This window comes from Acinetobacter sp. IK23, from assembly GCF_035615275.1.
Classification (GTDB): domain Bacteria; phylum Pseudomonadota; class Gammaproteobacteria; order Pseudomonadales; family Moraxellaceae; genus Acinetobacter; species Acinetobacter seifertii.
In genome coordinates, this window is sequence record NZ_JANBNX010000003.1 from 124,018 (window position 1) to 149,246 (window position 25,229).

Annotated in this window: 29 protein-coding genes and 3 pseudogenes; 8 read left to right on the plus strand and 24 right to left on the minus strand. The window is 35.0% G+C overall.

Features of this window, described 5'->3' with window-relative positions; all coding sequences use genetic code 11:
- Positions 1–70: 70 nt before the first annotated feature.
- The 5 genes from MSG95_RS03710 to MSG95_RS03730 form a co-directional block, all read right to left on the minus strand.
- Positions 71–250, minus strand: a complete 180-nt coding sequence (locus MSG95_RS03710) for a zf-HC2 domain-containing protein (protein WP_004702527.1) — start codon at positions 248–250, stop codon at positions 71–73.
- Positions 244–864 (minus strand): RNA polymerase factor sigma-70, encoded by a 621-nt coding sequence (locus MSG95_RS03715; RefSeq protein WP_077164511.1) that lies wholly within the window; start codon positions 862–864, stop codon positions 244–246. The genes MSG95_RS03710 and MSG95_RS03715 overlap by 7 nt, the downstream gene beginning before the upstream one ends.
- Entirely contained in the window at positions 861–1,622 is a 762-nt protein-coding gene (locus MSG95_RS03720; protein ID WP_077164510.1) for a DNA-binding domain-containing protein, read from the minus strand. The genes MSG95_RS03715 and MSG95_RS03720 overlap by 4 nt, the downstream gene beginning before the upstream one ends.
- Positions 1,573–2,436, minus strand: coding sequence for a DUF692 domain-containing protein (locus MSG95_RS03725; protein ID WP_077164509.1), 864 nt, complete (start codon positions 2,434–2,436; stop codon positions 1,573–1,575). The genes MSG95_RS03720 and MSG95_RS03725 overlap by 50 nt, the downstream gene beginning before the upstream one ends.
- 69 nt (positions 2,437–2,505) lie before the next feature.
- On the minus strand, positions 2,506–2,814 hold the full coding sequence (locus MSG95_RS03730; RefSeq protein ID WP_004702533.1) for a hypothetical protein: 309 nt from the start codon (positions 2,812–2,814) through the stop codon (positions 2,506–2,508).
- Between the two features lie 164 nt (positions 2,815–2,978).
- Here MSG95_RS03730 and MSG95_RS03735 point away from each other — a divergent pair, with 164 nt between their 5' ends.
- Complete coding sequence (locus tag MSG95_RS03735) at positions 2,979–3,581, plus strand: DoxX family protein (protein WP_004702534.1); 603 nt, start codon at positions 2,979–2,981, stop codon at positions 3,579–3,581.
- Here the strand turns inward: MSG95_RS03735 and MSG95_RS03740 are convergent.
- From MSG95_RS03740 to MSG95_RS03765, 6 genes are all read right to left on the minus strand, one after another.
- Positions 3,578–4,375 carry an SDR family NAD(P)-dependent oxidoreductase gene (locus MSG95_RS03740; protein WP_151819626.1) on the minus strand — a complete coding sequence of 266 codons (798 nt, stop codon included), beginning with the start codon at positions 4,373–4,375 and terminating at the stop codon, positions 3,578–3,580. The two genes, MSG95_RS03735 and MSG95_RS03740, sit on opposite strands and share 4 nt — an antisense overlap.
- A gap of 91 nt (positions 4,376–4,466) precedes the next feature.
- Positions 4,467–5,411, minus strand: coding sequence for a DUF4424 family protein (locus MSG95_RS03745; RefSeq protein ID WP_151819627.1), 945 nt, complete (start codon positions 5,409–5,411; stop codon positions 4,467–4,469).
- A 297-nt stretch (positions 5,412–5,708) separates the two neighbouring features.
- A complete protein-coding gene (locus MSG95_RS03750; RefSeq protein WP_049064871.1) occupies positions 5,709–6,107 on the minus strand; it encodes a DMT family transporter in 399 nt (132 codons plus the stop codon).
- The gene (locus MSG95_RS03755; RefSeq protein WP_077168278.1) at positions 6,104–6,463 is read right to left on the minus strand and encodes an EamA family transporter; all 360 of its coding nucleotides are present in this window, start codon (positions 6,461–6,463) and stop codon (positions 6,104–6,106) included. Before MSG95_RS03755 ends, MSG95_RS03750 begins: the two co-directional genes overlap by 4 nt.
- On the minus strand, positions 6,460–7,344 hold the full coding sequence (locus MSG95_RS03760) for an alpha/beta hydrolase (RefSeq protein WP_151819628.1): 885 nt from the start codon (positions 7,342–7,344) through the stop codon (positions 6,460–6,462). The genes MSG95_RS03755 and MSG95_RS03760 overlap by 4 nt, the downstream gene beginning before the upstream one ends.
- Entirely contained in the window at positions 7,341–8,060 is a 720-nt protein-coding gene (locus tag MSG95_RS03765; protein ID WP_151819629.1) for an MtnX-like HAD-IB family phosphatase, read from the minus strand. The genes MSG95_RS03760 and MSG95_RS03765 overlap by 4 nt, the downstream gene beginning before the upstream one ends.
- A 439-nt stretch (positions 8,061–8,499) precedes the next feature.
- Between MSG95_RS03765 and MSG95_RS03770 the strand changes: the two genes are divergently transcribed.
- Positions 8,500–9,255 (plus strand): MipA/OmpV family protein, encoded by a 756-nt coding sequence (locus tag MSG95_RS03770; RefSeq protein WP_420713543.1) that lies wholly within the window; start codon positions 8,500–8,502, stop codon positions 9,253–9,255.
- A gap of 78 nt (positions 9,256–9,333) precedes the next feature.
- Positions 9,334–9,696, plus strand: a pseudogene (locus MSG95_RS03775) (aspartate aminotransferase family protein); the annotation flags it as partial.
- On the opposite strand, the pseudogene MSG95_RS03780 reads toward MSG95_RS03775, so the two are convergent.
- From MSG95_RS03780 to MSG95_RS03790, 3 genes and pseudogenes are all read right to left on the minus strand, one after another.
- Positions 9,695–9,820: pseudogene (locus MSG95_RS03780) on the minus strand (hypothetical protein); the annotation flags it as partial. The pseudogenes MSG95_RS03775 and MSG95_RS03780 overlap by 2 nt on opposite strands.
- A gap of 251 nt (positions 9,821–10,071) precedes the next feature.
- Positions 10,072–10,266 (minus strand): hypothetical protein, encoded by a 195-nt coding sequence (locus MSG95_RS03785; protein WP_077164525.1) that lies wholly within the window; start codon positions 10,264–10,266, stop codon positions 10,072–10,074.
- Positions 10,267–10,423: 157 nt separating this feature from the next.
- A complete protein-coding gene (locus MSG95_RS03790) occupies positions 10,424–11,374 on the minus strand; it encodes a 3-hydroxyacyl-CoA dehydrogenase NAD-binding domain-containing protein (RefSeq protein ID WP_077164526.1) in 951 nt (316 codons plus the stop codon).
- A 257-nt stretch (positions 11,375–11,631) separates the two neighbouring features.
- On the opposite strand from MSG95_RS03790, the gene MSG95_RS03795 reads away from it, so the two are divergent.
- Positions 11,632–12,330 (plus strand): DUF1826 domain-containing protein, encoded by a 699-nt coding sequence (locus MSG95_RS03795; RefSeq protein WP_077164527.1) that lies wholly within the window; start codon positions 11,632–11,634, stop codon positions 12,328–12,330.
- Here the strand turns inward: MSG95_RS03795 and MSG95_RS03800 are convergent.
- Entirely contained in the window at positions 12,327–12,812 is a 486-nt protein-coding gene (locus MSG95_RS03800) for a hypothetical protein (RefSeq protein ID WP_077164528.1), read from the minus strand. The two genes, MSG95_RS03795 and MSG95_RS03800, sit on opposite strands and share 4 nt — an antisense overlap.
- Before the next feature lie 128 nt (positions 12,813–12,940).
- Entirely contained in the window at positions 12,941–13,804 is an 864-nt protein-coding gene (locus tag MSG95_RS03805) for an iron-containing redox enzyme family protein (RefSeq protein ID WP_324644956.1), read from the minus strand.
- Positions 13,805–14,125: 321 nt separating this feature from the next.
- Between MSG95_RS03805 and MSG95_RS03810 the strand changes: the two genes are divergently transcribed.
- The gene (locus MSG95_RS03810) at positions 14,126–14,698 is read left to right on the plus strand and encodes a TetR/AcrR family transcriptional regulator (RefSeq protein ID WP_039252003.1); all 573 of its coding nucleotides are present in this window, start codon (positions 14,126–14,128) and stop codon (positions 14,696–14,698) included.
- A gap of 351 nt (positions 14,699–15,049) precedes the next feature.
- On the opposite strand, the gene MSG95_RS03815 is transcribed toward MSG95_RS03810, so the two are convergent.
- Complete coding sequence (locus tag MSG95_RS03815; RefSeq protein ID WP_002054492.1) at positions 15,050–15,262, minus strand: cold-shock protein; 213 nt, start codon at positions 15,260–15,262, stop codon at positions 15,050–15,052.
- A gap of 748 nt (positions 15,263–16,010) precedes the next feature.
- On the opposite strand from MSG95_RS03815, the gene MSG95_RS03820 reads away from it, so the two are divergent.
- Positions 16,011–16,733, plus strand: a complete 723-nt coding sequence (locus tag MSG95_RS03820) for a type 1 glutamine amidotransferase (RefSeq protein ID WP_077164529.1) — start codon at positions 16,011–16,013, stop codon at positions 16,731–16,733.
- A gap of 207 nt (positions 16,734–16,940) precedes the next feature.
- On the opposite strand, the gene metC is transcribed toward MSG95_RS03820, so the two are convergent.
- From metC to MSG95_RS03835, 3 genes are all read right to left on the minus strand, one after another.
- Positions 16,941–18,122 carry a cystathionine beta-lyase gene (metC, locus tag MSG95_RS03825; protein WP_077164530.1) on the minus strand — a complete coding sequence of 394 codons (1,182 nt, stop codon included), beginning with the start codon at positions 18,120–18,122 and terminating at the stop codon, positions 16,941–16,943.
- Between the two features lie 238 nt (positions 18,123–18,360).
- Positions 18,361–19,089 (minus strand): AAA family ATPase, encoded by a 729-nt coding sequence (locus MSG95_RS03830; protein WP_077164531.1) that lies wholly within the window; start codon positions 19,087–19,089, stop codon positions 18,361–18,363.
- A gap of 41 nt (positions 19,090–19,130) precedes the next feature.
- Complete coding sequence (locus tag MSG95_RS03835) at positions 19,131–19,601, minus strand: Lrp/AsnC family transcriptional regulator (RefSeq protein WP_004702573.1); 471 nt, start codon at positions 19,599–19,601, stop codon at positions 19,131–19,133.
- 237 nt (positions 19,602–19,838) lie between these two features.
- On the opposite strand from MSG95_RS03835, the gene MSG95_RS03840 reads away from it, so the two are divergent.
- Positions 19,839–20,159, plus strand: a complete 321-nt coding sequence (locus MSG95_RS03840) for a pyrimidine/purine nucleoside phosphorylase (RefSeq protein WP_004702576.1) — start codon at positions 19,839–19,841, stop codon at positions 20,157–20,159.
- 200 nt (positions 20,160–20,359) lie between these two features.
- On the opposite strand, the gene MSG95_RS03845 is transcribed toward MSG95_RS03840, so the two are convergent.
- Entirely contained in the window at positions 20,360–20,830 is a 471-nt protein-coding gene (locus tag MSG95_RS03845) for a spore coat U domain-containing protein (protein WP_324624518.1), read from the minus strand.
- Between the two features lie 834 nt (positions 20,831–21,664).
- Here MSG95_RS03845 and MSG95_RS03850 point away from each other — a divergent pair.
- Complete coding sequence (locus MSG95_RS03850; RefSeq protein WP_077164573.1) at positions 21,665–22,102, plus strand: DUF2147 domain-containing protein; 438 nt, start codon at positions 21,665–21,667, stop codon at positions 22,100–22,102.
- Between the two features lie 95 nt (positions 22,103–22,197).
- Here MSG95_RS03850 and MSG95_RS03855 read toward each other — a convergent pair whose 3' ends face one another.
- The 3 genes and pseudogenes from MSG95_RS03855 to MSG95_RS03865 form a co-directional block, all read right to left on the minus strand.
- Positions 22,198–23,502, minus strand: coding sequence for an MFS transporter (locus tag MSG95_RS03855; protein WP_077164532.1), 1,305 nt, complete (start codon positions 23,500–23,502; stop codon positions 22,198–22,200).
- A 265-nt stretch (positions 23,503–23,767) separates the two neighbouring features.
- Positions 23,768–24,322, minus strand: a complete 555-nt coding sequence (locus MSG95_RS03860) for a TetR/AcrR family transcriptional regulator (protein WP_077164574.1) — start codon at positions 24,320–24,322, stop codon at positions 23,768–23,770.
- A 660-nt stretch (positions 24,323–24,982) separates the two neighbouring features.
- A pseudogene (locus MSG95_RS03865) lies at positions 24,983–25,147 on the minus strand (DUF6670 family protein); the annotation flags it as partial.
- Between the last annotated feature and the right edge of the window lie 82 nt (positions 25,148–25,229).

Sequence of the window (25,229 nt, forward strand, 5' to 3'; positions counted from 1 at the left end):
TTCCTTTAGTTTTATAGTATGTAAGCTTTTAGCGTGTTAAGGCCAGCAATAAATAAATTTTTAACTAAAGTTAGTTATCCAAATTTTTAAATGCTTTGGAAAGCTGACTAATTGTTTTGATCTGTTTTGCATAACGGCGGCATGATCGGCATGCCAACAAATGCAGTTGTAAACTACTTTGCTCACGTAAAAAAAGCGGTCTATCTTGTTTTTCAGACAACAGTTGAGTGGCTTGTCGACATGTCAACATGAACAATCCTCCTTCAGTAACCATTTATTTTCTAAGCATTCCCGTAAACGGGTACGACTTCGATACATCAACACATTAAAGTTTGAAATAGATAACTCCAGCTTGCTACAAATTTCGTTAGAACTCAGCTCTACCACTTCTCTCATCATAAAAACCTGAGCATATTTGGCAGGCAAATGATCTAAACAGGCTTCAAAAATTATCCAAAAATCTGACTGTTCCATCATTTCTTCAGGGCTTTGCCATGCTTGAGGTGCTTCATATTTATGCCAGTGTCCTGAAGCATCAAACAATTCATCAACACTGAGTTCGCTTTCCTCGTCTTTAAATAATTCAGACATGGCGACCAAACGTGACTTTTGCCGAACCACATCAATAATTTTATTTTTTAAAATAGCGAATACCCATGTTTTGAATGCAGCCCGCCCTTTAAATGAATCTAAGTTTTGAAAAGCACTGGTTAAAGCCTCTTGCACTACATCTTCAGCTTGCGGAAGTGAGGATAACTGTAAAAAAGCAAATTTAGTCATTTGCTGCCTTAAGTCTTGTAAAAAGGCTGCGTTATGTAGTTGATCCCCTAAGTCGTCATGACGTGATGCCGCGGCTGAAGTCATCCTTGTGCCTCTTTAAAATCATGGGGAATTTGAATTAATTGTAGTCGAGATAAGAGGTTTTTGAGTTCTTGAATTTGCAGATAAATTTCAGACTCAGACAAGTCAGCGAGTACAGATTGAATGAGTATAAAAATATCATGGTCAGTTAAAGTTATATTTTGCGTTAACTGTTCAATCAGCATAGCAAAAAGTGGAGAGAGTTGTTCAATACATACTTTATCTTGTTCATCGCGCCAGACCATTACTGCACCCGGTGCAAGTTCTACTTGTTCTGGTGCCATTAAAGTCGTCCACGTATAAACGGGATATTGATAAACCAATACCCATACTTTAGTGGTTAACTGCCAAGCATGATTTTCATGTAAAACAACATCTTCAATTTCAACAGTGTCTAAATATAATTCTAGCCATTCAAACTGTAATAACTCAGCCAACCAAGGATATTCTTGCAATATCGGATGCTGTTGCCCTGTTAAATACTCTCTAAACTCTAAAGAGATATCATTGTATAAAGGTGAGCGGCTTTTAGCTTTTTGAAAAAACTCTAACAGCAATTGTTGCCACTTTAATTCTGGCAACATCGCACGAGCCACGGGATAAACTAAATCAATAAATGAACAAATATTATTAAAAAGTAAATCCCGATAAACTTGCATTCTTTGAGGAGGAAGAGCTTGAGGTAATTCCAAATCAGGATCACGAATCCAGTCACAAAACTGTTGCTGCATGGTTTGGAAGGATATTTGATTTCCCTTCATAGCCAGTCTCCTGTTGTTGAATGAGTTTGATTTTGGCGAGTTCCTCTTCTAATTCTTGCCATGATGGAATATTAAAATCGCGTTCTAATAATGTCGGTTTTATTCCGCATACTTGATAGGTATATCTCAACAATTCCCAAACACGGTCACAAACTTCCGCCCCATGGGTATCAATTAATAAGTTCTTCTGAACTTTTTCATGTCCAGCAATATGTAAGTAACGAATTCGTTCCTTTGGCATGTTCTGAATAAATCCGAATGCATCGCTACCATGATTGGTACTGTTGACATAGACATTATTTACATCAAGCAGCAAATCACAGTCTGCATGTTGAATCACTTCACGAATAAATTCGGCTTCACTCATTTCGGCATTCGGCATGACATAAGTAGAAACATTCTCTATAACTAATCTTTTTCCTAAAATATCCTGTACACGCAAAATACGTTCAGCAACATATTTAACCGCAGCTTCTGTCATCGGTATTGGCAACAAATCGTATAAATAGCCGCCATCATTTGTATAACTTAAATGTTCAGAATAAATTGGTACTTCGTACTGTTCTAAAAAGTTTTTTACTTTACTTATAAATTCGAGATTAAGTGGATGCGGTCCTCCAATAGATAATGACAAGCCATGACAAATTAACGGTGCTTTTTCTGCACACTGTGCAAGTAATTTTGCATGTCGACCACCAAAACCTAGCCAATTTTCTGGGGCAACCTCAATAAAGTCGGGATATGTTTTTGCCGTTAGAAATGAATCTATGAAATCTCGTCTTAAACCAAGCCCTACACCATTCAACTGCATCATGGTGACTTCTCCTTTTGGAAATGATGCCGACACTTAATAGAAGGCCGACATCATCCTTGATCAGATGGTTTACTTAGCGCCACACTTGCCATCAGCAACTTTTTTATCTGCACCGCACTTACCGTCCGCTGCTTTTTTAGTTGCACCACATTTACCATCTGCTGCTTTTTTAGCTGCTCCACATTTTGCTTCCGCAGATTTTTCATGTTTTTTCATTTTGTTAGCTCCGCATTTCGCTTCACCACATTTACCATCTGCTGCTTTAGTTGCATGTACTTCAGTTGTCGTATTGGTTGCTGCTACAGCCATTTGCGTAGCACCTGCAACTGAAAGTGCTAATAATGCTGCTACTGAAGTCATTGAGTTGAGTTTGTTCATTTTCGTATTCCTTTAATGCTAATTTCTCGGTTTGTACACATGTACATAAAGTTAGACGGACCAAATCCTTTTTTATTACACCGTAAATAAAAAAATTTTTTATGTAAGAAATACAGTTTCCATCCGACTAATTATTATTCAATCGCATTGGATGTGAAATTATCATGAAGAACTTTATTTATGGCTTATCTCAATATTATCAAAATCTCGGTAAGTCTTTACAACATATTGATGGCATTGCAGCACTTGCTCTTCGATTGTACCTCGTCCCTATATTTTGGATGGCGGGTACAAATAAATTGATGCACTTCAATGACATTGTAGAATGGTTTGGCAGCTCAGATGGAGGATTGGGACTTCCTTTCCCCTATTTAATGGCCGTGCTTGCAACGTCAACTGAACTGGCAGGTGCAATACTTTTAACACTGGGTTTGTTTACCCGTTTAATTAGTATTCCTCTTATTATTACCATGTTAGTTGCAATATTTACGGTACACCTCCCAAATGGATGGCAAGCAATCGCAGACCCGCATGCTCCCTTTGCTAACATGCAAGTATTGGCTTCTGCTGAAAAGTTAGATAAAGCTCGTGAAATCCTACAGAACTATGGCAACTATGACTGGCTTACATCGAGCGGTTCGTTTGTTATTTTAAATAACGGAATTGAATTTGCCGCGACCTATATGATTATGCTACTTGCCCTGCTTGTACTTGGAGGTGGCCGTTACTTTAGTTTAGATTATTGGATTAAAAATAAACTACGCTAATCGATTATTGCACCAGCAGTCATGTTTACAACCGTTGCGGTCATTGAATTCGCATGTTCCGAGGCAAGAAAAGCAACGGTTTCTGTAACTTGTGAAAGTGTCGGTAGTCGTTTTAGCATGGTGCTCTGAGCAGCACCTTCAAGCCATTGCCCTATGCTGAGCCCCATGGCCTGTGCTTTAGACTCAAACAATTCGCGTGTATAAGAGCCCGCTTGAACAGCATCAATAATTGCATGTGAGCGTACACCGAGTACCCGTATATTTTTAGGGCCTAGCTCACTGGCAAGCGCTTTAATAAATGCCTCAATTCCAGCACAGCCCACAATATGTCCTAAATGTCCTGATATCGCCATTCGTGCTGAAGGTGCCACAATTGAAATGATGGTTCCACCGCGCTTACCGCCCATAAAAGGCACCGCAGCTTTAGAGATATTAAACTGCGCCGTTAGAAATGGATTTATTCCCCCTACAAACTCATCAAGGTTTAATTCTAAAATTTCTTTGCCTTGATTATGAATAAAACTGGTCGCATTGATGACGATATCTAAACCACTCGTCGCTTGAGCAATTTGAGCAACTGCCTCACTGGTTGCTTGGCTATCTAGCACATCGACACTGACGGTATGTACCGCGCCTTCGTATTTTTGCAGTTGTGTCGCAATGTTTTGCAGTTTATTTAAATCTCTTGCGCATAAATAAACATGTGCTCCCTCACGAAGGAAAACCTGCGCAATCGCAGTGCCAATTGCACCGCTCCCTCCAAAAATTACTGCTACTTTTCCCTTGAGCAACATACGGCATCCTCTTGTTATTGTGCGCCATAGTTAGGTCATGACACACAATCAAAAGTGATGCAATTTTATACAGATTAAAGTTTGTATGAGCTTATGGCAGATGAACAAAAATAACGTCTAAGTCTTGTTTTGGTACAAACTTGGTTTTGGTCATTTGAAATTGAGTAGGACTAATTTTGTTGACTTTGCCATCCCAACAAAATGAAACCAGTTCGCCTTTATCACGTTCAATCGTTAACTTAAAGTTTTCAATAGGCTTTGCCCAGTTAGCACCTGTCGTCAAAATATAACCTAAAGCACTAAACGGCGAATGTTCTGCCTGAGCTTTTTTAAGACCCTGCTTAAATTGTTTATCCATGCAAAATTGCTTACTATCTTCGTCCGGATATAGCGCAACAGAACCACCCACTAACGGTTTATATTCATGATGAATTTTAGTCAAACTATTGGCTTTGAAAGTTTGCTTCCAGCTATAAATAACTTGAGATGACCACGGGATCACATCATCTTTTTCAAATTGAGCTACAATTTTCTGCATTTGTGGTTTATTACATTTGTTTAGCTTATCTTGATAATTCAAATAATCATAATTACTACGAATCCATGGATTGAGCATATCTTTTTCAGTAAAACCGCATTGCTTAAACTCATCGGTTACATCCAGTAAAGGCGATTTTTCATCTTTTTGAATAAACGTTCTGACATGCATTTCGGGTTTTATATTTTGACCATCCACCACAATTTTAAAGCTTTTTAAAAGTGCTTCAGTATTTGCAAAATCTGCTTCAAAAAAGTTATCTACACGTGGTAGTGGAAACAAAACGGTTTCAGTAACATCCTTGTTGCTTAAATTTTTATATAGATAATCAACTTTAATTATCTTTTTACTAATAAATAAATCTTCACTTTGCATCGCAACTTGTGCGTTTTTTAAATACTGAATGCCACCTGTACCGACATAACCCGTCGAGTCATTGGCGAAGCTATAGCCTGAGAGTGGAACCAAAACAGCTAAAGTCATTGCAAGCTTTTTCATTTTAAAGTCTCTATACCGTTTTTCATTATGGAGTATCAATCTGATATAAATAATAACGGTTTAGCTGTGCCGCAGTAAGCATTACATAATGCTATTTAAGAAAAATAAGTAATGGATAAGAACATATTTATTTATATATAACTAGATTGCTTATTTTGAAGCTTTTTTAATTTTCAATTTATTAACTTCAGAAACAATAAAACCGCCATACACTCATAATGCTTATTAGCATCACACTAACATTCGCAAATATTAGTTACGGGTGTTACGACGGTTTTAAGAATAATTGATTAAAGTTTATTTTGTGGCGACTTCTTCATGACTATGGCTCTCTTCTTCATCTTTAGCCAAGAAGCAAACACCAGCAAAAATAAGAATAGCGCCAGTAACTTTTGTAAAAGTTAGCGGCTCATTAAACAGCCAAATCGACAAAAACATCACCGTGATGAGTTCTAAATGTGAAGCTGCAAAAGCAGGCCCTATAGGCGCATGCTTTAATAAATTCATCCAGATAAAAAAGGCACCTATATATCCAATAAAAGCCCCATAAATCCAAGGATGCCCAAAAACTCTGATTAACCAATGTACATCAAAAGTCAAAGGCATCGCATGAATGGAAGCTAGCTTAAAACTGATCTGAGCCAAAGTGTCGAAGAGCATTAATATTAAAAAACCAATAATATAAAATTTTTTCATGCCCCAATCCCAACAATAGTGACACCGATCGCTATCAGAACTACACCAATTAATCGATTTCGAGTTAATTTTTCATTAAAAAATAAGCGTCCAGCAAGCATAATCACAACAATGTTGATACAACCTAACATGACCCCAACAGAAAGTGGAACCAGCGAGAGGAAAGCAAGCCAAACGACAAACTCAAAGATATAACAAAAAATACCGAGCCATATCCATGGACGTTTCGCCATGAACCACCAATGTTCTAGGCCTTCATTGGTTTTACTTTCGTGAGCAGCAGCCTTAAAAGCCAACTGCCCAACAGTATCAATCAAAATGGTTAGCATCCATACACTGAACACTACAATATTCATAAAAGCTCACCAATTTTTTCAGGTGAAGTTCTACGTTCTTGACGAGTTGATGGATGCTCTAACTGCTTTTTTGGATGTTGGTACTGTTCAATAAATCGAATGGATTCATCAATCACTTGTTTTCGATCATTATCAATCGTAATCATGTGATAGCTGTTATAAAGCCAGATTAAGGTCTTAGGCCCCTTCACTTTGGCATAAATTAACTCACTATTTCTTCGGTGAGCAATATCATCATCATAGGCATGCAATAAAAGACATGGAGCCGTAATATTTGAGAGGTTTTTACGAACATTCCGCGAAAGACGCTGTAACTGGAATAATGAATGCCAAGGGTTACCCGGCAAACCAGCTTCACTACTTTCGCCGCTGTTCATAGCCTGAACAATACGCGAACGCAATACCTTATTTTTGATGCCATAAGGTTCAGCTTCGTCAAAAGTATTGTTACGACAAATATTTAAATAATGAACACTCGGCAGAACAATAGGTGCAAGCACTTTTGACCACAAAGGAATGCTCCAACCGTCGTATTGGAAAGTCGGACTATAGGCAATAACGCCAGCAACTGGATATGCCGATGCATATTTTAATGCCAGCAAAGAACCCATTGATAAACCGGCAACAAATATCTCATCTGTATGTTCTTTTAACTTTTCTGCAGCTCCAACGACACTATCAAACCAATCTTCCCATTGGCTATTTACCAAATCTTCAACATCGCCACAGTGTCCAGCCAACTGCACACCATATACACTATAGCCTGCCTGATGAAGTACTCGCGCAATTCCTCTCATTTCATTCGGTGTGCCCGTCAACCCATGAATGAGTAAAATACCAGTTCGGTTTCCCGATAAAAAAAATGAATTGTCTTTTATCATGTAATCACCGTTACTGGAGTATCTATTCCAAAATCACTACTGAGTAGCTTAGCCAAGGGTTGGCAAATTTCTACAAAGTTTTCAAACTTTGTGTGGAAAATCTGGTTTTCTTTGCAATGGTCTATTAGAGATTTCTTTGCAAAAACATAGTCTGCATTTCCCGCTAAACAATAATCTGAACGTCCATCACCCATCAAGATAATATGCTTTTGAGGTTTTTGATTTGCAACCTTACATTTGCATGTTCCACTTTGACTTACGCAACTCGCTTCTTGATTTGGAAACTCTAATTTCCATGACCTTTCATCTGTCTGAATCAAATGATTTGCAATAATAGGTAAATGGTCTAACTGATATTTTTTTAAAATATGACGAATAACAAAATCGAGCCCATCACTCACAATAGTCAACGGAATTTTATACTGAGCAGTGATCTTCACTAATTCGATGAAGCCAAGATCAATTTCAATTTGATCAAGGCAATCGCGCAGCTCATCAATAGAGACATCCAAGAGTTCAATCTGTTTTTGCATACAGACTTTGGAACCAATTTTCCCTTGCTCCCACTCTTCCTCAATTTCTTCCCAACCAGCTTTTGCATAAGTTTCAAGCAAATAGTCCGTTGTATCTTTTAAGCTGATTGTTCCATCAAAGTCACATAAAATATGCCAAGGTACAGTGTGATCTGTATAGTAATGCTGGTCGACCATGAACATAAAATGCCTCACACAAATAATTTAAGAATTTTTATAAAAATTACAATTTGACTTTATGCGGGAAATCTTAAAAATTTCTTTAATTAGAAATATTTCAAAAAAATGTGAAAAAATGATTATGTTCTTCTGTAATTTACAAAATTATTGCTCGTTAATAATTTAATTAAAAAATATTGAACACTTTCTTTTAATGAAAAATAATTAATAAAAATCAAAACTTAAACAATCAAAACTTAAACAATCAATCACTATGCCTTCTTCAAAAATCTATATTTATTCAAAATTAGAAGAATTTGACAGGAAAATACAAAATTAAGATTTTTTTAATTTTTTATTAAGATTTGTATAAGAATTAACTTTTATATTCAAAAAAATTTTTGAACAGAACACGACCAAAAAACGATTATTTTTTCACCCTACAAAGCTAGAAAAACTGAATATGATTAAACCATTGAAAAGAATCTCCATAGCAATAGTAATAAGCAATAGCTGTTTTTACTGCTCTGCTTATGCACAAGAAAGCTCATCGCCAGATTTAACAATGGGTTTTAACTATTCTGTAAATTTTCAAGCTTATAAAGGTCATAAAACCTCTCAAACGCTTTTACCTGTTTTTTTCTATGACAATGACAAATTTTATATTGAAGGCGACGATGCCGGTTATTACCTATTCAAAGATGACAAAAATCAATTACGCCTCGATGCTCACTATGACGGCAACACTTATGATCCAAGCGGCGAACTCTATTTACTAGATAAACGCAAATGGTCTGTCCTAGCAGGTGCAAGTTATATGCGAATTACACCTTATGGTGGTTTTAAAGCACGGCTTAATACCGATACTTTATCCCGTAGTAAAGGAACCATTTTAAGAGCTTCTTACCTTGCTGAATTGGACAAAGGTAATTTAACCGTCTATCCAGAAGCTGGTTTTCAGTGGAACAACGCAAAATATAACCAATATTACTATGGCGTCAGTGATGCTGAAAGTAAACGTAGTGGTATCGCAGCATATGAACCGGGCCAAAGTATATCTCCTTTTGTAAGCATGACAGCCAACTACAAACTTTCCAAACATGTGAATGCTTTTAGTTCTGTTGAATTTAATTATCTATCAAACGAACAGTTTAAAAGTCCGATGGAAAAAAAACGCACAGATATTACACCAGCTGTGGGGCTTCCCTTTACCTTTTAAACATGACAACTCTTTTCACTCAGCCTCTGTATCTAAAACATACATACTGAAAATACCAACCGTAAAAGGAATAGAAGTATGAACAACAATCATACATTCAAACAAGAACGCACTTCTGCAACTAGTTCTAATAACCGCGTTCCACTAGATGAAGCGCAACTTCTAGCAGATGAGGCAAAGTATTGTTCACACGGCGATACAGTACACTATGTAAACCCACCTAAAATTTTTACGGATTGTCAGGGCAGCTATATTTTTGATGACCAGAATATCCCATATCTAGACTTACAAATGTGGTATTCAGCGGTCAACTTTGGTTATAAAAACCCACGTTTAGATCAAGCGCTTATCGACCAAATTCATAAACTTCCTCAAATTGCCAGCCAATATTTACATCCAACTAAAATTGAACTTAGTAAAGTGATTGCTGAAGACATACTCCTTTAATGGCCTTACGTATCTGACTGATCAAACAATTCAGATTTTGTGTAAGATCATTGGTGAATAAGTCATCTTTTTGAATGTTTTTATAAACCTTTTCAGCCACGGCTAAATATTTTGGCATTTTTAACCTCCTCGATCTCAATTGTTATAAAGTTTTGATCTTAAAATGATTTATGGTTCTGATTATGATGAAACAAATGTAAAGGAGTGAAATGTTATTATTATTGAATGTAATTAGTTAAAGTGTTCTGTAAAACTTGCAAAACAATCACCTAAAAAAAGTATGGTTTTGATAACTCATCCACAATTTTTCTAAATTATTAAGATTTCTTGAAACATTTATTTTCAATTAAAATTTACCATTTGGTAAAATTAATAAGGCCGCATTTGCTGATCTCTTCTGACTAAACCCAAAACTGATCTACGAACCCTAATTTCTTCTTCAGAAAATGGCAAATGTTCTTTTAACTCATCTATAGAAAGCGAGTTATTTTCTATTAAAAAACAGTCTTGTTCAGTTGTCGAATGTAAAGCAGCCGCTTCATTTTGTTTGTAGTATCGTTTCATATACCTGAGTAAATTTATGACTTTAAAAGCTTAGGAATAGAGCAAGCTTTTTATAAGTTTTGAGCAGAAAGAAGAATAGGAATATTACCTAAATACGCCACAACAAAAAAGCCAAACATTGCAGTAAAACCTTGTTTGGCACTTCTAAAAAATGAGTTTAATCTAACTCTAACTGTAGTCTTAGCTTTAAAATATCGACTAGCCCTTTATCTCTTTTTTGAGATAAGTCGACATGTTTATAGTGGTTTAAAAGCTCTTTTGTTTGTGCTTCTAGCACCTCTGTAGTTTCATCAGAATGCTGAAACGCCTGCATATCATTCCACCATTCGGTCATAGGTGGCCCTAAGTGATGAATTGCCTCTTTAAAACCCTTCTGGTTTGCAAGTTCCATATTTATATAAGGGCCAAATAATGCCCATCTCAGCCCTGGCCCACTAGTAATTGCAATATCAACATCTTCGGCTGAACACACACCTTCTTTAACCAGTGAAAATGCTTCTCGCCATAATGCTGCTTGCAAACGGTTTGCAACATGACCTTTTACTTCTTTATTTAAAATAATCGGGTGCTTACCAATGCTTTGATAAAACTCGGAGGCGCGCTTTAAAAACTGTGGGGCTGTTAAATTTCCGCCTACAATTTCAACCAAAGGTAATAGATGAGGTGGGTTAAATGGATGACCTAAAAGTATACGCTCGGGATGAGTTGCCTCTTTTTGAAAGTCTGAAACTTTTAGGCCGGAAGAACTTGAGGCAATCAGTGTCTTTTGTGGACAATATGACGTGATGTCTTGATATAACTTTTGCTTTAAATCTAAACGCTCTGGTGCATTTTCTTGAATAAAATCGACATCGGTTACGACATCTTTTAAGTTGTTGTGAAGCTCTAGATTTGAAAGAACATCTTGTGAAGAATGGTTAGGCTGCGTTTGCAAATCTAAATCTCGTAAATCATTTAAATTTGCTTGTATTCTCTTTTTAAATAATTCTTCATCTATGGGGTATGGGTCATATACCTTTACCTTAAAGCCTTTATATAAAAATAAAGCTGTCCAACTTGCGCCAATGACACCGACACCAACCACACCGATTGTTTTAATTTCTTCCATACTTTCCTCGCGACCCTATTACTTTTAAAAACTGTCCTTATTTCCTTACACGACTATAAAAATAGTCGACTTCTCATCTTGTCTTGGTTACTTAAAACCATTTTATAATAGGCAAGCTGAACCCAAAGTTCATATCATTATTGTACTTTTCTTGCATTATATTCATTTTTTAACAGCTAAAATTGCGGCTAAAGATTGCAGCCCTAGAAGCGCTAAACGTGTATGATTGGCAGGGTTTTGAGTGATTTAAATTTCATATGACAAATACATTTTCTGACCACCAGCAAGTTGAGGTGGTGTCTACTTTTACTGAACTTGTAAATATACATTTTCAAGGACATAAAAATGCTATTTGTTGGCACAGAAATTTGCTTGGCGACTTTAAAGAAATTGTGGCTAGGCTTGAGTTAAAAGAAAATATTACCGAAATTTCTACTGAAGACTTGCTAGCACTTGAGCTTTCAAAACAAGGTGATTTGGCTCGAGACATTATTTTAAAAGACATGCAGCTCTTAACTGATATGGGTGCATCACCTGTTCTTAATTTACTTAAACACTATGAACGTGATGAAGAGCTAGATTTTATTTCAACAGATGTCTATTCGTTTCATGTTGATCGCTCGCCTATAGAAACTGATACTTTCTTATGTACCTATTATGGTGCGGCTAGTGATATTGTGTCTAATGATCAGGTTGAACAAAAAGTTTTAATTCCAGAAATTAGAGAAAAACTCAAAGCATTACACGACGGCCCAGAAGCGGAATTTGAAAGCTTTTTAGCAGAGTATTTTTTTGATTTACATTATCAGCCTAAAGTCCATGCACAACCGATAAATTTGGGTACAGGTCACTTGTGGCGTTTGGCAGTAGATCATCCTACTCAAAAGGTTTTACCTTGTGTGCATAGAGCACCCGTTGAAAAAGATGGAGAGTATCGATTGCTGTTAATTTGCTAGGTATTGTTACTTAACCACTGTACAAGATATTTATTAGAGTGCTTATTTTTTAAAGCTGATAAGAAATGATCTAAGAAAGTTTTTAACATTTTCAATAAATCTGTTTGGCTGATATTTTCTGCATAACTCGGCACCCAGATCCCATCATGGCTTTTTCCATAGCAGTTATAGTTTCCCTGATTAAATTTTAATAAAATTTCTCTACTTATACCCTGCTCATATAAATCAATTGAAGAATCAGATCCCAAATTTATCTCTCTTATACAAACAGGCAATTGCTCTAACAAAACAACCAGATCAGTTTCGATATCTACAGGCCAAAGCTCATTTGAAAAAGCCTGAATCTTAAACTGATTAAGTTTATTCTTAGAAAGTTCAGTACAAATATCTGTCAATACACTAATTTCGTTGTCATATTTATCATCGTATTGCCGCAACTGCGTAATGTCGAGTTCCGATGTGAGTTCTAATTGAATTAACATAGCTTGCCCATACCTGAATTAATCCGCTATTACATAAGAGTTCATCAATTAAGATAAAAATCACCAATAAAAAAGCCTATCCACTATTGGATAAGCTTTCGTGAAGCATTCGGAATAGAATATTAAGTTTATGCCAGTTTTTTTGTCTCCATAAAATCGACATAAGCAATTTGGGCATCCCAAAATTCATTCCATAAAGCGCAATACTCCATACACAGCTCGGTAAGACTTTCATAATCATCTTTGGTTATGCCTTGAGCCAATGCAAACCACAAGTCATCTTCATGATCATCATCTGCTGCTTCTGATGTCTCGTCAGTCGATACACCATGTACATGGTAATAGCCACCACCCTCAACCTCAATTCCAACAGCTTTAGTCGCCTCACGTAGCGGAGGACTAAAAAGAATAACTTCTTCTTCTGCAACCGCAAGCAATGCAACAACTTTAATATAACTATCGTATGAAGATTCTAAAAACGTTCTTACCTGATCTGCGATTTTTGAAGGATGGTATGATCTTCGATCCTGTTCATTTAGACCATGATCATTAAGTAAATCTTCATAAAGTGGGTAATGTGCATATTCAGGATTACCCAAATAATAATTATCTTGGTCTGTTCCAGGTCTAAAACCAAATTCATCTAGTATATTTAAACTTAATAAAACACGTGGGAACATTTTAGCTCCAGAGTGTAATTTCGGTTCTAATTGTTTAGTCTGAAATTGAGCCATTAATAAAGCATCCGTAAATACTTGTACAATAGCGTGGCGATATTCCAAATGAATTTTTGTTAAGGTAAATTTATCAAGCTGTCCGTTATTTAAAATTTCAATTGCTGGATGCTTACATACTGGTAATTTAGCGATTTTTTCTCTTAATTGTTTGAGAAATGCTAGATTTTCTTCCCACTGTTGTGAAGGAATACTATTCTTCATCCCCAGTAAAGCTTTTTGTCTTGGATTATTAAAATCTTCAAATTTTTTTGACATAATCATTCTCAATAACAAATTAATTCTTATAGTTAGGTTTTGAGTTCTCCATTATTTTAATTGCGCATTCATTTGCTACTCAATAAAATTGTATACTCATCCCTAAACAATTCGATATTAGGTTTATTATTTACACAAATCAATCCATGTTTTAATAAATTTTTTTAATAAATTAATTAACAATTGATAGCAAAAAATATTGTCATTTTTATTATTTCATCTGTTGTATTGCGACAATCTTTTCAATATGATTGAAATTAACTTTTATAAGAGACCACTTTAAAAAGAAACGGAATTCAAAAGTTTACAATGGGGAAATTGATGTCAAAAAGAGACACTATTATAACAACAGCTATAGCCCTTTTTAATCAGAAAAGCTATAACGGCATTGGAATTGACAAAATTATTGCTGAATCTAATGTAGCAAAAATGACATTCTACAAATATTTTCCGTCCAAGGAAAATTTAATAGAATCATGCCTTTACAAGAGAAATTCAGATATTCAGGCAGCTATATTAGAAAGAATCAATACTAAAGATTTGCCTTTAGTTCAGCTCAGGAGCTTATTTGATTGGTATATTGACTGGATTTATACCGACGATTTTAATGGCTGCTTATTTAAAAAGGCGACCATGGAAGTTGTACAAGTTTATCCTTCAGTAAAAAATCCTATTAACGACTATCGTGAATGGATCTATACGCTTGTTTTTTCGATATTAATTAAAGTTTATGTTGAGGATCCTGAAGCATTAACTACCCTCTTTCTGAATATTCTTGATGGCATTATTATTGATGGCACAATTGATAAAGGTTTAGTTAATCGGGAAAAAACATGGTCTTATATTATTAAAATAATTGAGCTTGAAAAAACAGAAGCACGTATCGCTAGTTAAATTATATAAAAGAGATTTTTACATCAATTAAAAGATCTCTTTTAAAATTTCAGTTAACATCAAATTTATTAAAGCCTTATATTTACTCAGTGTAATATAAGGTTTTATATACCTCTTATATTATTCTAATACGATCAAGTGATTTTTTAAGTTTCATGATGAGAAATCCTAGAGCTAACAGATTCAATTTAAAATTGTTGGTCAAACTTTCTTTCTCTTCATCAAAAAGTCTTAGTACAAAGCATTCAGACAACACTTGATTAGAGTTTGATGGGACCAAGATGAAATTATTCTTTTTTTAGTCAATAAAAAAGCCCTCAAATGAGGGCTTTTTCTATTCTACAGTACTAATTACTGAGGAATGATGTTTGTAGCGCTAGGGCCTTTTTGACCTTGCACAACATTAAAAGTCACGCGTTGACCTTCATGTAAAGTTTTGAAGCCAGAAGAAGCGATTTCTTTGAAGTGAGCAAAAACGTCTGGACCTGAATCTTGTTGGATAAAACCGAAACCTTTAGTTTCGTTGAACCACTTAACTGTACCAGTAGCTGTGTTGTTAGACATGATATACATCCTATTGATTTTTAAGAACTTGTGCCATGAGACATGACGGGTTTAACTTGGAAAAAATAACGAATTGAGCTTAAGATCTTAAAAACGGAGGATTATGAATAAAGCTTCGATACTAAAAGAGGATTTACTAAACTAATAAGTCTTTTTTCTAGTTGACTTCATTATACATCAAAAGAACACTTATTCAAGCAATTTATATAAATTAATTTACTGATTCTACAGCAAACATTCGCTTACATTTGTAAAAAACAATTACAATTTATTATATAAATAAATAGTAAATAATTTTCTATTTAATAGTTTAAAATTTTAAAACTATACTAAATGGAAATATAACTACAAATAATGAATAAAAAAACATACTCATAGTCTTTATCAAATACAACAACTTACAATTTTTAAGTATATTTTTATATAATGTTAAAAATCATTATCACTTATTAATTTTTTGAATAAGCACATAAATAAAAATATTTAAGAAATTTATCTTTAAATCACAGTTACAACAAGAAAAATTAAATATAATTTAAAATTATTAAATAAATTAAATGATTATTTTTATTTTATATTCTTTTTTTCAAATAATCAAATTAGCAACAACTGCAAAGAATATACCAAACTGGACCATATAACTTTGAAAAACTGGATGTGTTCACTAGCCCTTAAGCTTCATAACCTATCTTTGGCTTAGATCTAGCAATAAACCTATCTATACCTTCTTTGAATTTAGGGAACTATCATGCACCTACATTTTATTGTTCATGAAGATTTTGAAGCACCTGGTGCATATGAAATTTGGGGTCAAAATAATCACTGCAAAATGACATATTCAAGAGTGTATTTAAATGACCCCTTACCTTCTACGGTTGAAGACATAGATTTCCTGATTGTGATGGGTGGCCCACAAAGTCCAGATACTACAGTTGAAATGTGTCCTCATTTTAATTCACTCGCTGAACAAGCTGTCATTAAGAAAGCTATCCAAGCAAACAAAGTCGTTTTAGGCGTATGTTTAGGTTCACAGCTCATTGGTGAAGCTTTAGGTGCCAAGTTTGAACATAGCCCTGAAAGAGAAATTGGTAAGTTTCCTATTATGCTGACAAAGTATGGTTTAAAAGATTCTCTATTTTCACACTTCGGAAAAATGACAGAAGTTGGCCACTGGCACAATGATATGCCCGGGTTAACCAACGATACAAAAATTATTGCTTTTAGTGCAGGTTGTCCGCGACAAATCGTTGAATACTCAAAATTAGTTTATGGTTTTCAATGTCATATGGAACTAACGCCTGAAGTTGTTGAATTACTCATTCAACATTCAGCAACTGAACTCAATCAAGCTCATGATTATAAATTTGTTAATACCCGAGAAGAATTGAGGAGTCATGACTATCAAGAAATGAACCAAAACTTGTTTATTTTCCTAGATAAATTAAAAGATGAGTATTTAAAACTTAGCTAAATGATGGCAAAGCCCTTTTAATAGGGCTTTCCTTCATAAAATTAGATGATCTATAAAGTTTAAATTCGCTTTTGCACCGACAGTAAACGAACATAATATCGCAGCAACAGAATCCCAATTAGTAGATGGTCGCTATACAATATCTAATAAAATAATAGCCCCTGTCACACATAAAGCGGCTGATGTGCAAAGTTAGGTTTAAGACGACTATATAACACTTTCAACACGCATTCGTTCTGCGCACTTTAGTGCATGTTGCAAATCTTTTTGTAAATCGACCACCGATTCTAGTCCGATATTTAAGCGTACTAAATAACCATCTTTAGGTAGATTGGTATGGGTTCGATAAGCTTGTCCAACAGGTAAAATCAGACTTTCAAACCCACCCCAAGACAAACCAATGTGAAATAATTGCAGCGAATCAAAGAATTTTTGCACATAAGAAGATTCAGACTCTTTTAAATAAAAAGCAAATACTCCAGATGAACCATGAAAGTCTCTTAACCACAAATCATGATAGGGGCTTGTTTCTAAAGCAGGATGAAGCACTTCCTTAACAGCTGGATGTGTTGTTAGAAATTGCGCAATAGTTAGAGCACTATTTTGATGCTGTTTTAATCTTACTGCCAAACTTCGCAGGCCACGTGAAGCTAAATAAATGTCGTCTGGGCTTGTGGTCTCACCAAACAAATGTCCAGTTTTCGTGAGTTGTTCGTATGTTTCGGCATTTGCAGTAGCCACGCCCATGAGTATGTCAGAATGGCCACCAATGTATTTGGTTACGGACTGAATAGAAATATCAGCACCATGCTTTAAGGGTTGAAAAAGTAACGGCGTTGCCCAAGAGTTATCGACTAATACTTTTGCGCCATATTGATGACTAATTGCAGAAATTGCCGCAACATCACTCAGTTCAAATGTCATTGAACCCGGTGATTCAATAAACACCACACTAGTACGATGATTAATTTTTTCAGTTAATGCCTCAAGGTTAGTAGAGTCAAAATATTCAACACTTACCCCCATTCGGACTAATATATTGTCAGCAAAATTTCGCGTTGGGCCATAGATGTTGTCGGCAATCAAGACATGGCTATTTGCCTCTACACAAGCCATAAGTGCATGTGTACATGCCGATAACCCAGATGGAAACACCATACTACCCGCACCACCCTCAAGTGCATTGATTGCACTTTCAAAAGATTTAGCTGTTGCAGCACCGAAACGGCCGTAATGTCGATACACCCCACCATTGCGTTTAAATTCTTCCCACTCACTAAAGCTATTTACAACAATAGTAGAACCACGAAAAACAGGTGTGTTGACTAGACCATCAAAGCGCTCGGGTGTTCGTCCTAAATTAATGACATCTGTGCTGAATTGATTCACTTTTATATTCCAAGAAACGTATCAACTTTATTACCAATTCATGATAGTGAGATTTCAATGGATATAAATTTTAATCTTTTCTATTTTTTATCTTTATATTAGATTTTTATTTCCTTTTTTTACTTAAAATTAGAATTTTAATCCGGTGTTTATTTCTTAGAGTAAAATATGATTTTATAGTGTCCTGTGTAGATCTGCTTGTTATTCGAACTTGCTGTTATAAAAGGTATTTCTCACATTATTCTTCATCCATGATTTGCTGGATACGCTTTTGGTAATTATTTAAAAAATCATGCATCACACGGAAATGTTCCGTTTGCTCATACTGGACTTCACGGATTCCGGTGTCAGAAAAGTGATAAATCTTAGCGTTGGGATAAGCCAGTAAAATTGGGGAATGCGTTGCAATGATGAGTTGTGATTGTTTTTTGCACAATTCATGAATAGCCGACAAAGCGACAAATTGCATGGTAGGTGAAAGAGCAGCTTCAGGTTCATCTAATAAATAAAGCCCTTCACCTTGTAATTTATGAGTCAGCAACTTTAAAAAGCTTTCTCCATGTGAACAAGCATGAATATTGCCACCATAACTTTTTACATAGTTCAGTTCATTCATATATGTGCCGACATTGTAATAACTCTCAGCTCTTAAAAAGTAATAGTCTTTAGGCTTTTTAAAACTTTTAATCATTCTTAAATACTGAAATAAACCTGATGAACTACTCGCTGAATTAAGTCGTACGTTTAGAGTGCCGCCTTCTTCGGAAAAGCCAAGTGCCAAAGCGATGGCTTCCATAATAGTCGACTTGCCAGAGCCATTTTCACCAACGAAAAAAGTAACGTCTGGATGGAAGCTTAATTGTTCAATATCATTAACGGCTGGTATCGCAAAAGGATAAATTGACCAGTCTGCCTGCATGTTTTCTTTAATTTGTACCGAACGTAAATAAGGTTTAGCTTCTAGCATTTTTGCTGGTCCTGAATTTTTAATAGTATTCGCAGTTTTTATTAGAAAAAATTTAAAGGAAGTTCTGTCGTATATTTAATTTGCTCCATGGCAAAACTAGAACTCACATCGGCCAATCCGTTAATTTCAATTAATTTTTTATAAACTTTATCGAACTCGGCAACATCCGATACAGCAACTTTAAGTAAATAATCTGTTTCACCTGCCATTCTATACACCTCAATCACTTCATCGATGCTATAGATATGAGAATGAAATTTTTGAATCCACTCAATATTGTGTTGTGCTGTTTTAATAAACACCATCACAATCACATTAATGTTAAGTTTTTTACGGTCTAGCAAAGCGACTTTTGCACGAATAATACCCTCTTCTTCCATTTTATGTATTCTACGCCAACAAGCCGTGTTGCTTAATCCCACCTTTTCCGCAATATCACCTATTGCCAATGTGCAGTCCTTCTGTAGAAGATCTAATATTACACGGTCATATTTATCTAAATTTAACTTCATACCTTCAAGCTTCTCTGCACTATGTATTTGCAATAAATCAAATCAATGAACAATATATTAGATTGTTATTCTAATTTTAATAAAAAAATATTTACCTATGTTTTAAATGGTCTCCGCGCATTCGAGACGCATTTATTTGTATTGTTCACTTAATAATCTATTTTTAAAGCTTGAAAGTTTAGATGAGCTTTTATTATTATCTTGTACATATTCGGTACAATAAAAGAGACAAGAAAAATGCCAAATCAATTTGATGCTGTGTCTATAACAAAAAAAGCGAATGTTCATTACGAGGGACACTCCATTAGTCATGTTATTGAACTTGAAGATGGTACAAAAAAGACATTAGGAGTAATTCTTCCAACAGAAAAAGCTTTAACTTTTAAAACCCACGTTTCAGAACGCATTGAGATCATTTCAGGCAAATGTAGCGTTCAAATTGGCGATGATCCGGATACTAAAGTCTATTCAAGTGGTGAATCTTTTAATGTTCCCGAAAATAGTAAATTTAAAATTATTACAGATGAAGTTATTGATTACGTCTGCCATTTAGAATGAATCAACACTACAAAGCCATACCTTTTATAGGATGTGGTTTTCCTATGAATATATTTATCTTTTCTTAACAACGACACGTTTACCAATCTATCTGGCGATGGCTTAAAACTGTTTGATGCCTCAATTCAATGGCTCACCAACAAATAAAATCATTTATACAGCTCTCAAGGTCTTATTGATTACACCTTGCAGAGCTGCGATTAGTAGACGACATTCACTCGAACCCAGTCTTCATACTTTGTAGCCTGCACATTGGTACTCGACTGAATTACTCCATAAATAGGAATATTTTCTTTCATTCCTGTTGCGATTCCAGGGTGCATTTTACTTGCTACATTTCCCCAAATTTGAGTATGCCCTGCATCTTGATACAGTATATATGCGACAGAGGCAGGACTTGTAGCAGATTTAAGCTCAAAATTATTGTCGGAAGTTACGGCCAATTGATACGGTGTATTATGGTTACATTGGACAGTTACATCGGTTCTAGCGGCAGCAACTGGCTGCGCACGTACAACAGAACCGAAATCTAAATTTCCTTGTGTTGAGACTTCACAACTTTCTACAATAGTTAAGCTAACCTTTAATGACGTAGATGCGCTTGCAGCCTCTGCACTATTTATTAAGAGTATTCCCATAAGAGAAAATAAGGCGTGTTTAATGAGTTTCATTTCTTCTCCTTATCTTTATGTTCTAATGTCTTTTCAAATTTATAATGTCATTTTTCTGTTTTACTAAAGAAACAGTTTTTTCAGGTTCATTTTATTTATAAAACTTAATATTGCATACTGTCAATCGATAATAATCACATGATTTTCATATTATTCTTATAATTTGTGATGGATTAAACGTAATTTATTTAGTTTAAAAAGTAGTTAATGTTTTTTATTTGTATTAATTACATTTCTTCACTTATTTAAGAATTACTCAATTAATCTTCATAAAAATTAAAGTTTTATGATTATATTTTTAGATAAAATATTTGTATTCAAGTTATTAAAATGTCGCTCTACAAACTCATATAAAATTTTTAACAATTAGAGGTTTTTGCAAATATTCCTAAAGCAATCTGTACAAGACAATAAAAAACAATCAGTTATTCCTTATTGTTTAAAGATTTTAGCTGCTTTATCAATAAGTTTAGAAACTTGATCTGTCTGAGAAATTAGTGATGAATGATTCGGGTTGACTACTATTGCACTTGAGTGAGTTTGCTTTGAAATTAATTCCTATATTCGAGGCTTCAATGCATTATGATTAGCTGTGATGAAATACCATATTGGTTTTACATGCCATACAGCTTGAGAAATTTTGAGACTGAGTAATTCTGTACATTCTCGCAATTGCATAGAAAAAGTGATCAAAATAATATAAAGCCCAATAAAATATAACTTTACATATTGTTTAGTTTATAGATTCAATACTAAGAAAACTGTGAAGTTAAATTTAAAATGAATAATTCTAGTGACTAAAATCATCCACCTTTAACTTGAGAAATCATGGATATGAAAAAATATTTATTATTACTTTTACTTAGCTTCTATTCGATACATTCATTTGCTTCGGACAAACTACATGGCAGTGTTTGGAAAACGATTGATGATGAAACAAATCAGCCTAGAGCACTGGTAAAATTTAGTGAAGATAAAAATAGGCTTATTACTGCAAACATTGAAAAAATCCTTGTTCCAAATGAAGCCAACAAATGTACGATGTGTGAAGGCACTTATAAAAACAAATCTTTAGTTGGTCTAACCATTGTCAAAAATTTAAAAAGCGTAGGTAAAAATAAATATGACAAAGGATCTATTCTCGACCCTCAGTCAGATAAAACTTATCGCTTTAGCGTCACAGTATCACCAGACGGCGAGAAACTTACCGCGCGTGGCTATATTGGTATTTCTGCAATTGGCCGAAACCAAACGTGGTATCGAGTTAAATAACTCTTGAACTAGCTTGTGACCTACTCTCTTTAGCTACTCACCGATCATAATTACGGTCTATATGTGCACTATATAAATGATGTATGTAGACAGTGTTATGATCGGTATTTAGCTTGAACAATCAGCATGATAATGACGAATAGCGAAGGTATTGCAGCAATCACAAACAAATGGGTAATGACCAAAAATTGAGAGAGATACCCACCAAATAGCGGCCCAATAACCGACCCTAAACGAGCAATTCCAATACTCCAGCCCACCCCTGTAGTACGAAGTGAAACTGGATAATAACTGGCAGATAAGGCATTAATAGCAGGCTGCCCACCAACAATTGCGAAGCCAGCTATAAAAATAATTATAAATAGTAAAACAATATGGCTAACAGCATAGCCAATTACAGCAACACTCATCACGGCAACGATAAAAACAGGAATGAGTACTTTATAGAATCCTGTCTTATCAATTTTAAGTCCCATCACAACACTACCAATCGTTCCGCCTAACTGTAAAGTGGAACCAATCATTAATGCCTGATTTAATGAAAGACCTGACTCTTTGGCTAAAGTAGGTAGCCAATTCGCCAGAAAATAGAGACTGATCATATTTAAAATACTAATAATCCAGATGGAATAGGTAAAAAATGCGCGCTGATTTTTAAACAATTCTAGTGGCGACTTTTTAACCTCAACTTCAGTATTATTAATGATTTTTATTTCTGAATTGAATGTTAATGCAGGATAAAATTTCTTTAACCAAAATAAAATTTTAGGCGTGTTTTTGTTATCTTCACTCAGAAAATATAAAGATTCTGGCATCTTAAAGTATGTAATAAAGAAAATAATTAAAGGGATAATACCGCCAAAATAAAAAATCGACTGCCATCCTCCCCAAGGAACGAGTAAGGCAGATATACCGCCCCCCAACATTGCGCCGACTGTATAGCCACAGGAAATGACCATCATGGTAAAAATACGAGATTTGTGTGGAACAATTTCGGAGCTATAAGCCATCACATTTGGCATGATGCCGCCTAAAAAAATTCCTGTAACAAAGCGGATTACGGTCAATTGCTCAATATTGCCGACATGGGGTGTTAACAGCATCAATACCGAGAACATAAAGGTCGAAATGAGTAGTATCGGACGGCGACCAAAACGATCAGAAAGTGAACTTAATAAAAATGATCCGACAAACAAACCAAATAAGCTTGCACTAAACACCACCCCTAACATGGTTTTTTGAACACCCCAGTCTTCTATAATCATTGGGGCTGCGTAAGCCATAGACTGAATGTCATAGCCATCCATAATCATGAGTAACAAACAGGTGATCAGAATAAATTTTTGATAACGTCCAACTTTTTGCTGATTGATCAAATCACTTAATGCAACTTCTTTCATGGTATTCCCTTCTCCATGACATGCTTTAAATTAATCCATTTTAATTACGTTATTCGTAATTTATTTACGACTAGCGTAATTAAAAATAGCAATATTACTCACATAAAGTCAAAAAAATATTTTTTTATAATATAAACAATATATTAGATTGGATTTTTAATTTTCTCCAATTCATCACGTCAGCTTATTGCAAGCGGCCTTTGGTCTGCTTATCTGGCAAAAATCAAGCAGACCATACATGCTATTACTTACATTATTTTAAAATTCAGACAGATATTTTAAAAAACTGCTCCATTACTGCATCTCTTTCTTCCAAACTATTTGAGCTTAAAACTTGTAGCAGCAAACCATCTATCAGGTTTACCACCATGTTGGCATCGAATTTTGGCTCGCGGATTTCACCGCTATAAATCAAATCAAAAATTTCATGCAGCAGCCACTTTCGATATTCAACTGCCATGCGATAAGCCTGTGGGTAAAGTAGTTTTATTTCAAAAATAGCTTTAAGTAAAAAGTTATACAGACTGTTTAAATTGGCATGGAAAACCACTATTTCTTTGAGTTTATCGATTGGTGTTCGGTAATGGTTTGAATAAATAATAGAGAGCACTTTTTCTTTGAGCAGGCTCTTTTGAAAGGCAATACACATTTCGATTAAGCGTTCTTTAGAGTGGAAATAGTTGTAAAGCGTACCTTTGGCAATTTGGGTTTCTTTAACAATCAGGTCCACACCTACATGATGAAACCCATGTATCGTAATGAGTTGTATGGTGGTTTGAACGACATGTAGTTTTTTGGAAGAGGTTTCTAAATTTCGCATAGTTTTACCGTTATAAAATTCTTGTTGTTTCTAAAAGAAAAAAACTGTGTCCTTTTGGGAGAAAAAAGGCACAGCAAAGCCGTAAGACAGTGCATGGCACATCTCAAGTTTGTTGTTGCTAAGTTTTAAGTAAAAATGACTTAAAGCCTGAAAACCTTACGGCGTTCAAGCTGCTGTAAATTTTTAAGCTGTGTCGTTATAGCTTTTGGCAAAGGCTGCCAAGAAATAATGGATGTGCAAAGCCAACTCCTTTTTTATTGGGAGTTCTGCCGACATTAAAATTATGGTGGCAGAACGAGAAAGGGTTAGCAGACTGGTGAAAGATATAACCAGCACACCCGAAGGTGTCCCTCTCCCGTCCTACCGCTACGGGAGGAGACTAGGAGTTTACACATAAGAGTATTCCTCAGACGGAATAACTCTGATGCGATCTTTCATCACGGTCTGCTAAAACCGACTGGCAATGTGGCCAGCAGGCAAAGAATAGTGCCCAAGTTTATTGGCGTCAAGCACACAAAATGACATTTGTTTTAAATTAGATCATTAAAAAAAGTAAGGCTAAACAATGAGTAGGTTATTGTTAAATTGGGTTTATAAAATACATATTTTTTCCAATTGAGTTAGAACATTATCTACAGAATTAAGCATTAAAATGATTTTTTATCTTCGATCTATATATTCTAAGTAACCTCGCCCACTCATTTTTTGAGAAGAAAACTCACCTTCCCATTGATAGGCAGAAACAAATCCAGCAACCAACCCGAAACAATATGGAGTGTCTACATGTGCTGAAATATCTAAAACCTTTTGTTTATTGTGATAGGCAACTATAAAAAAATTGATTTATGCCTTTAAGAAATTAGATTTTTTGTTATAGTGTTGCGCAAGTGATTTCCATAAAGTGATT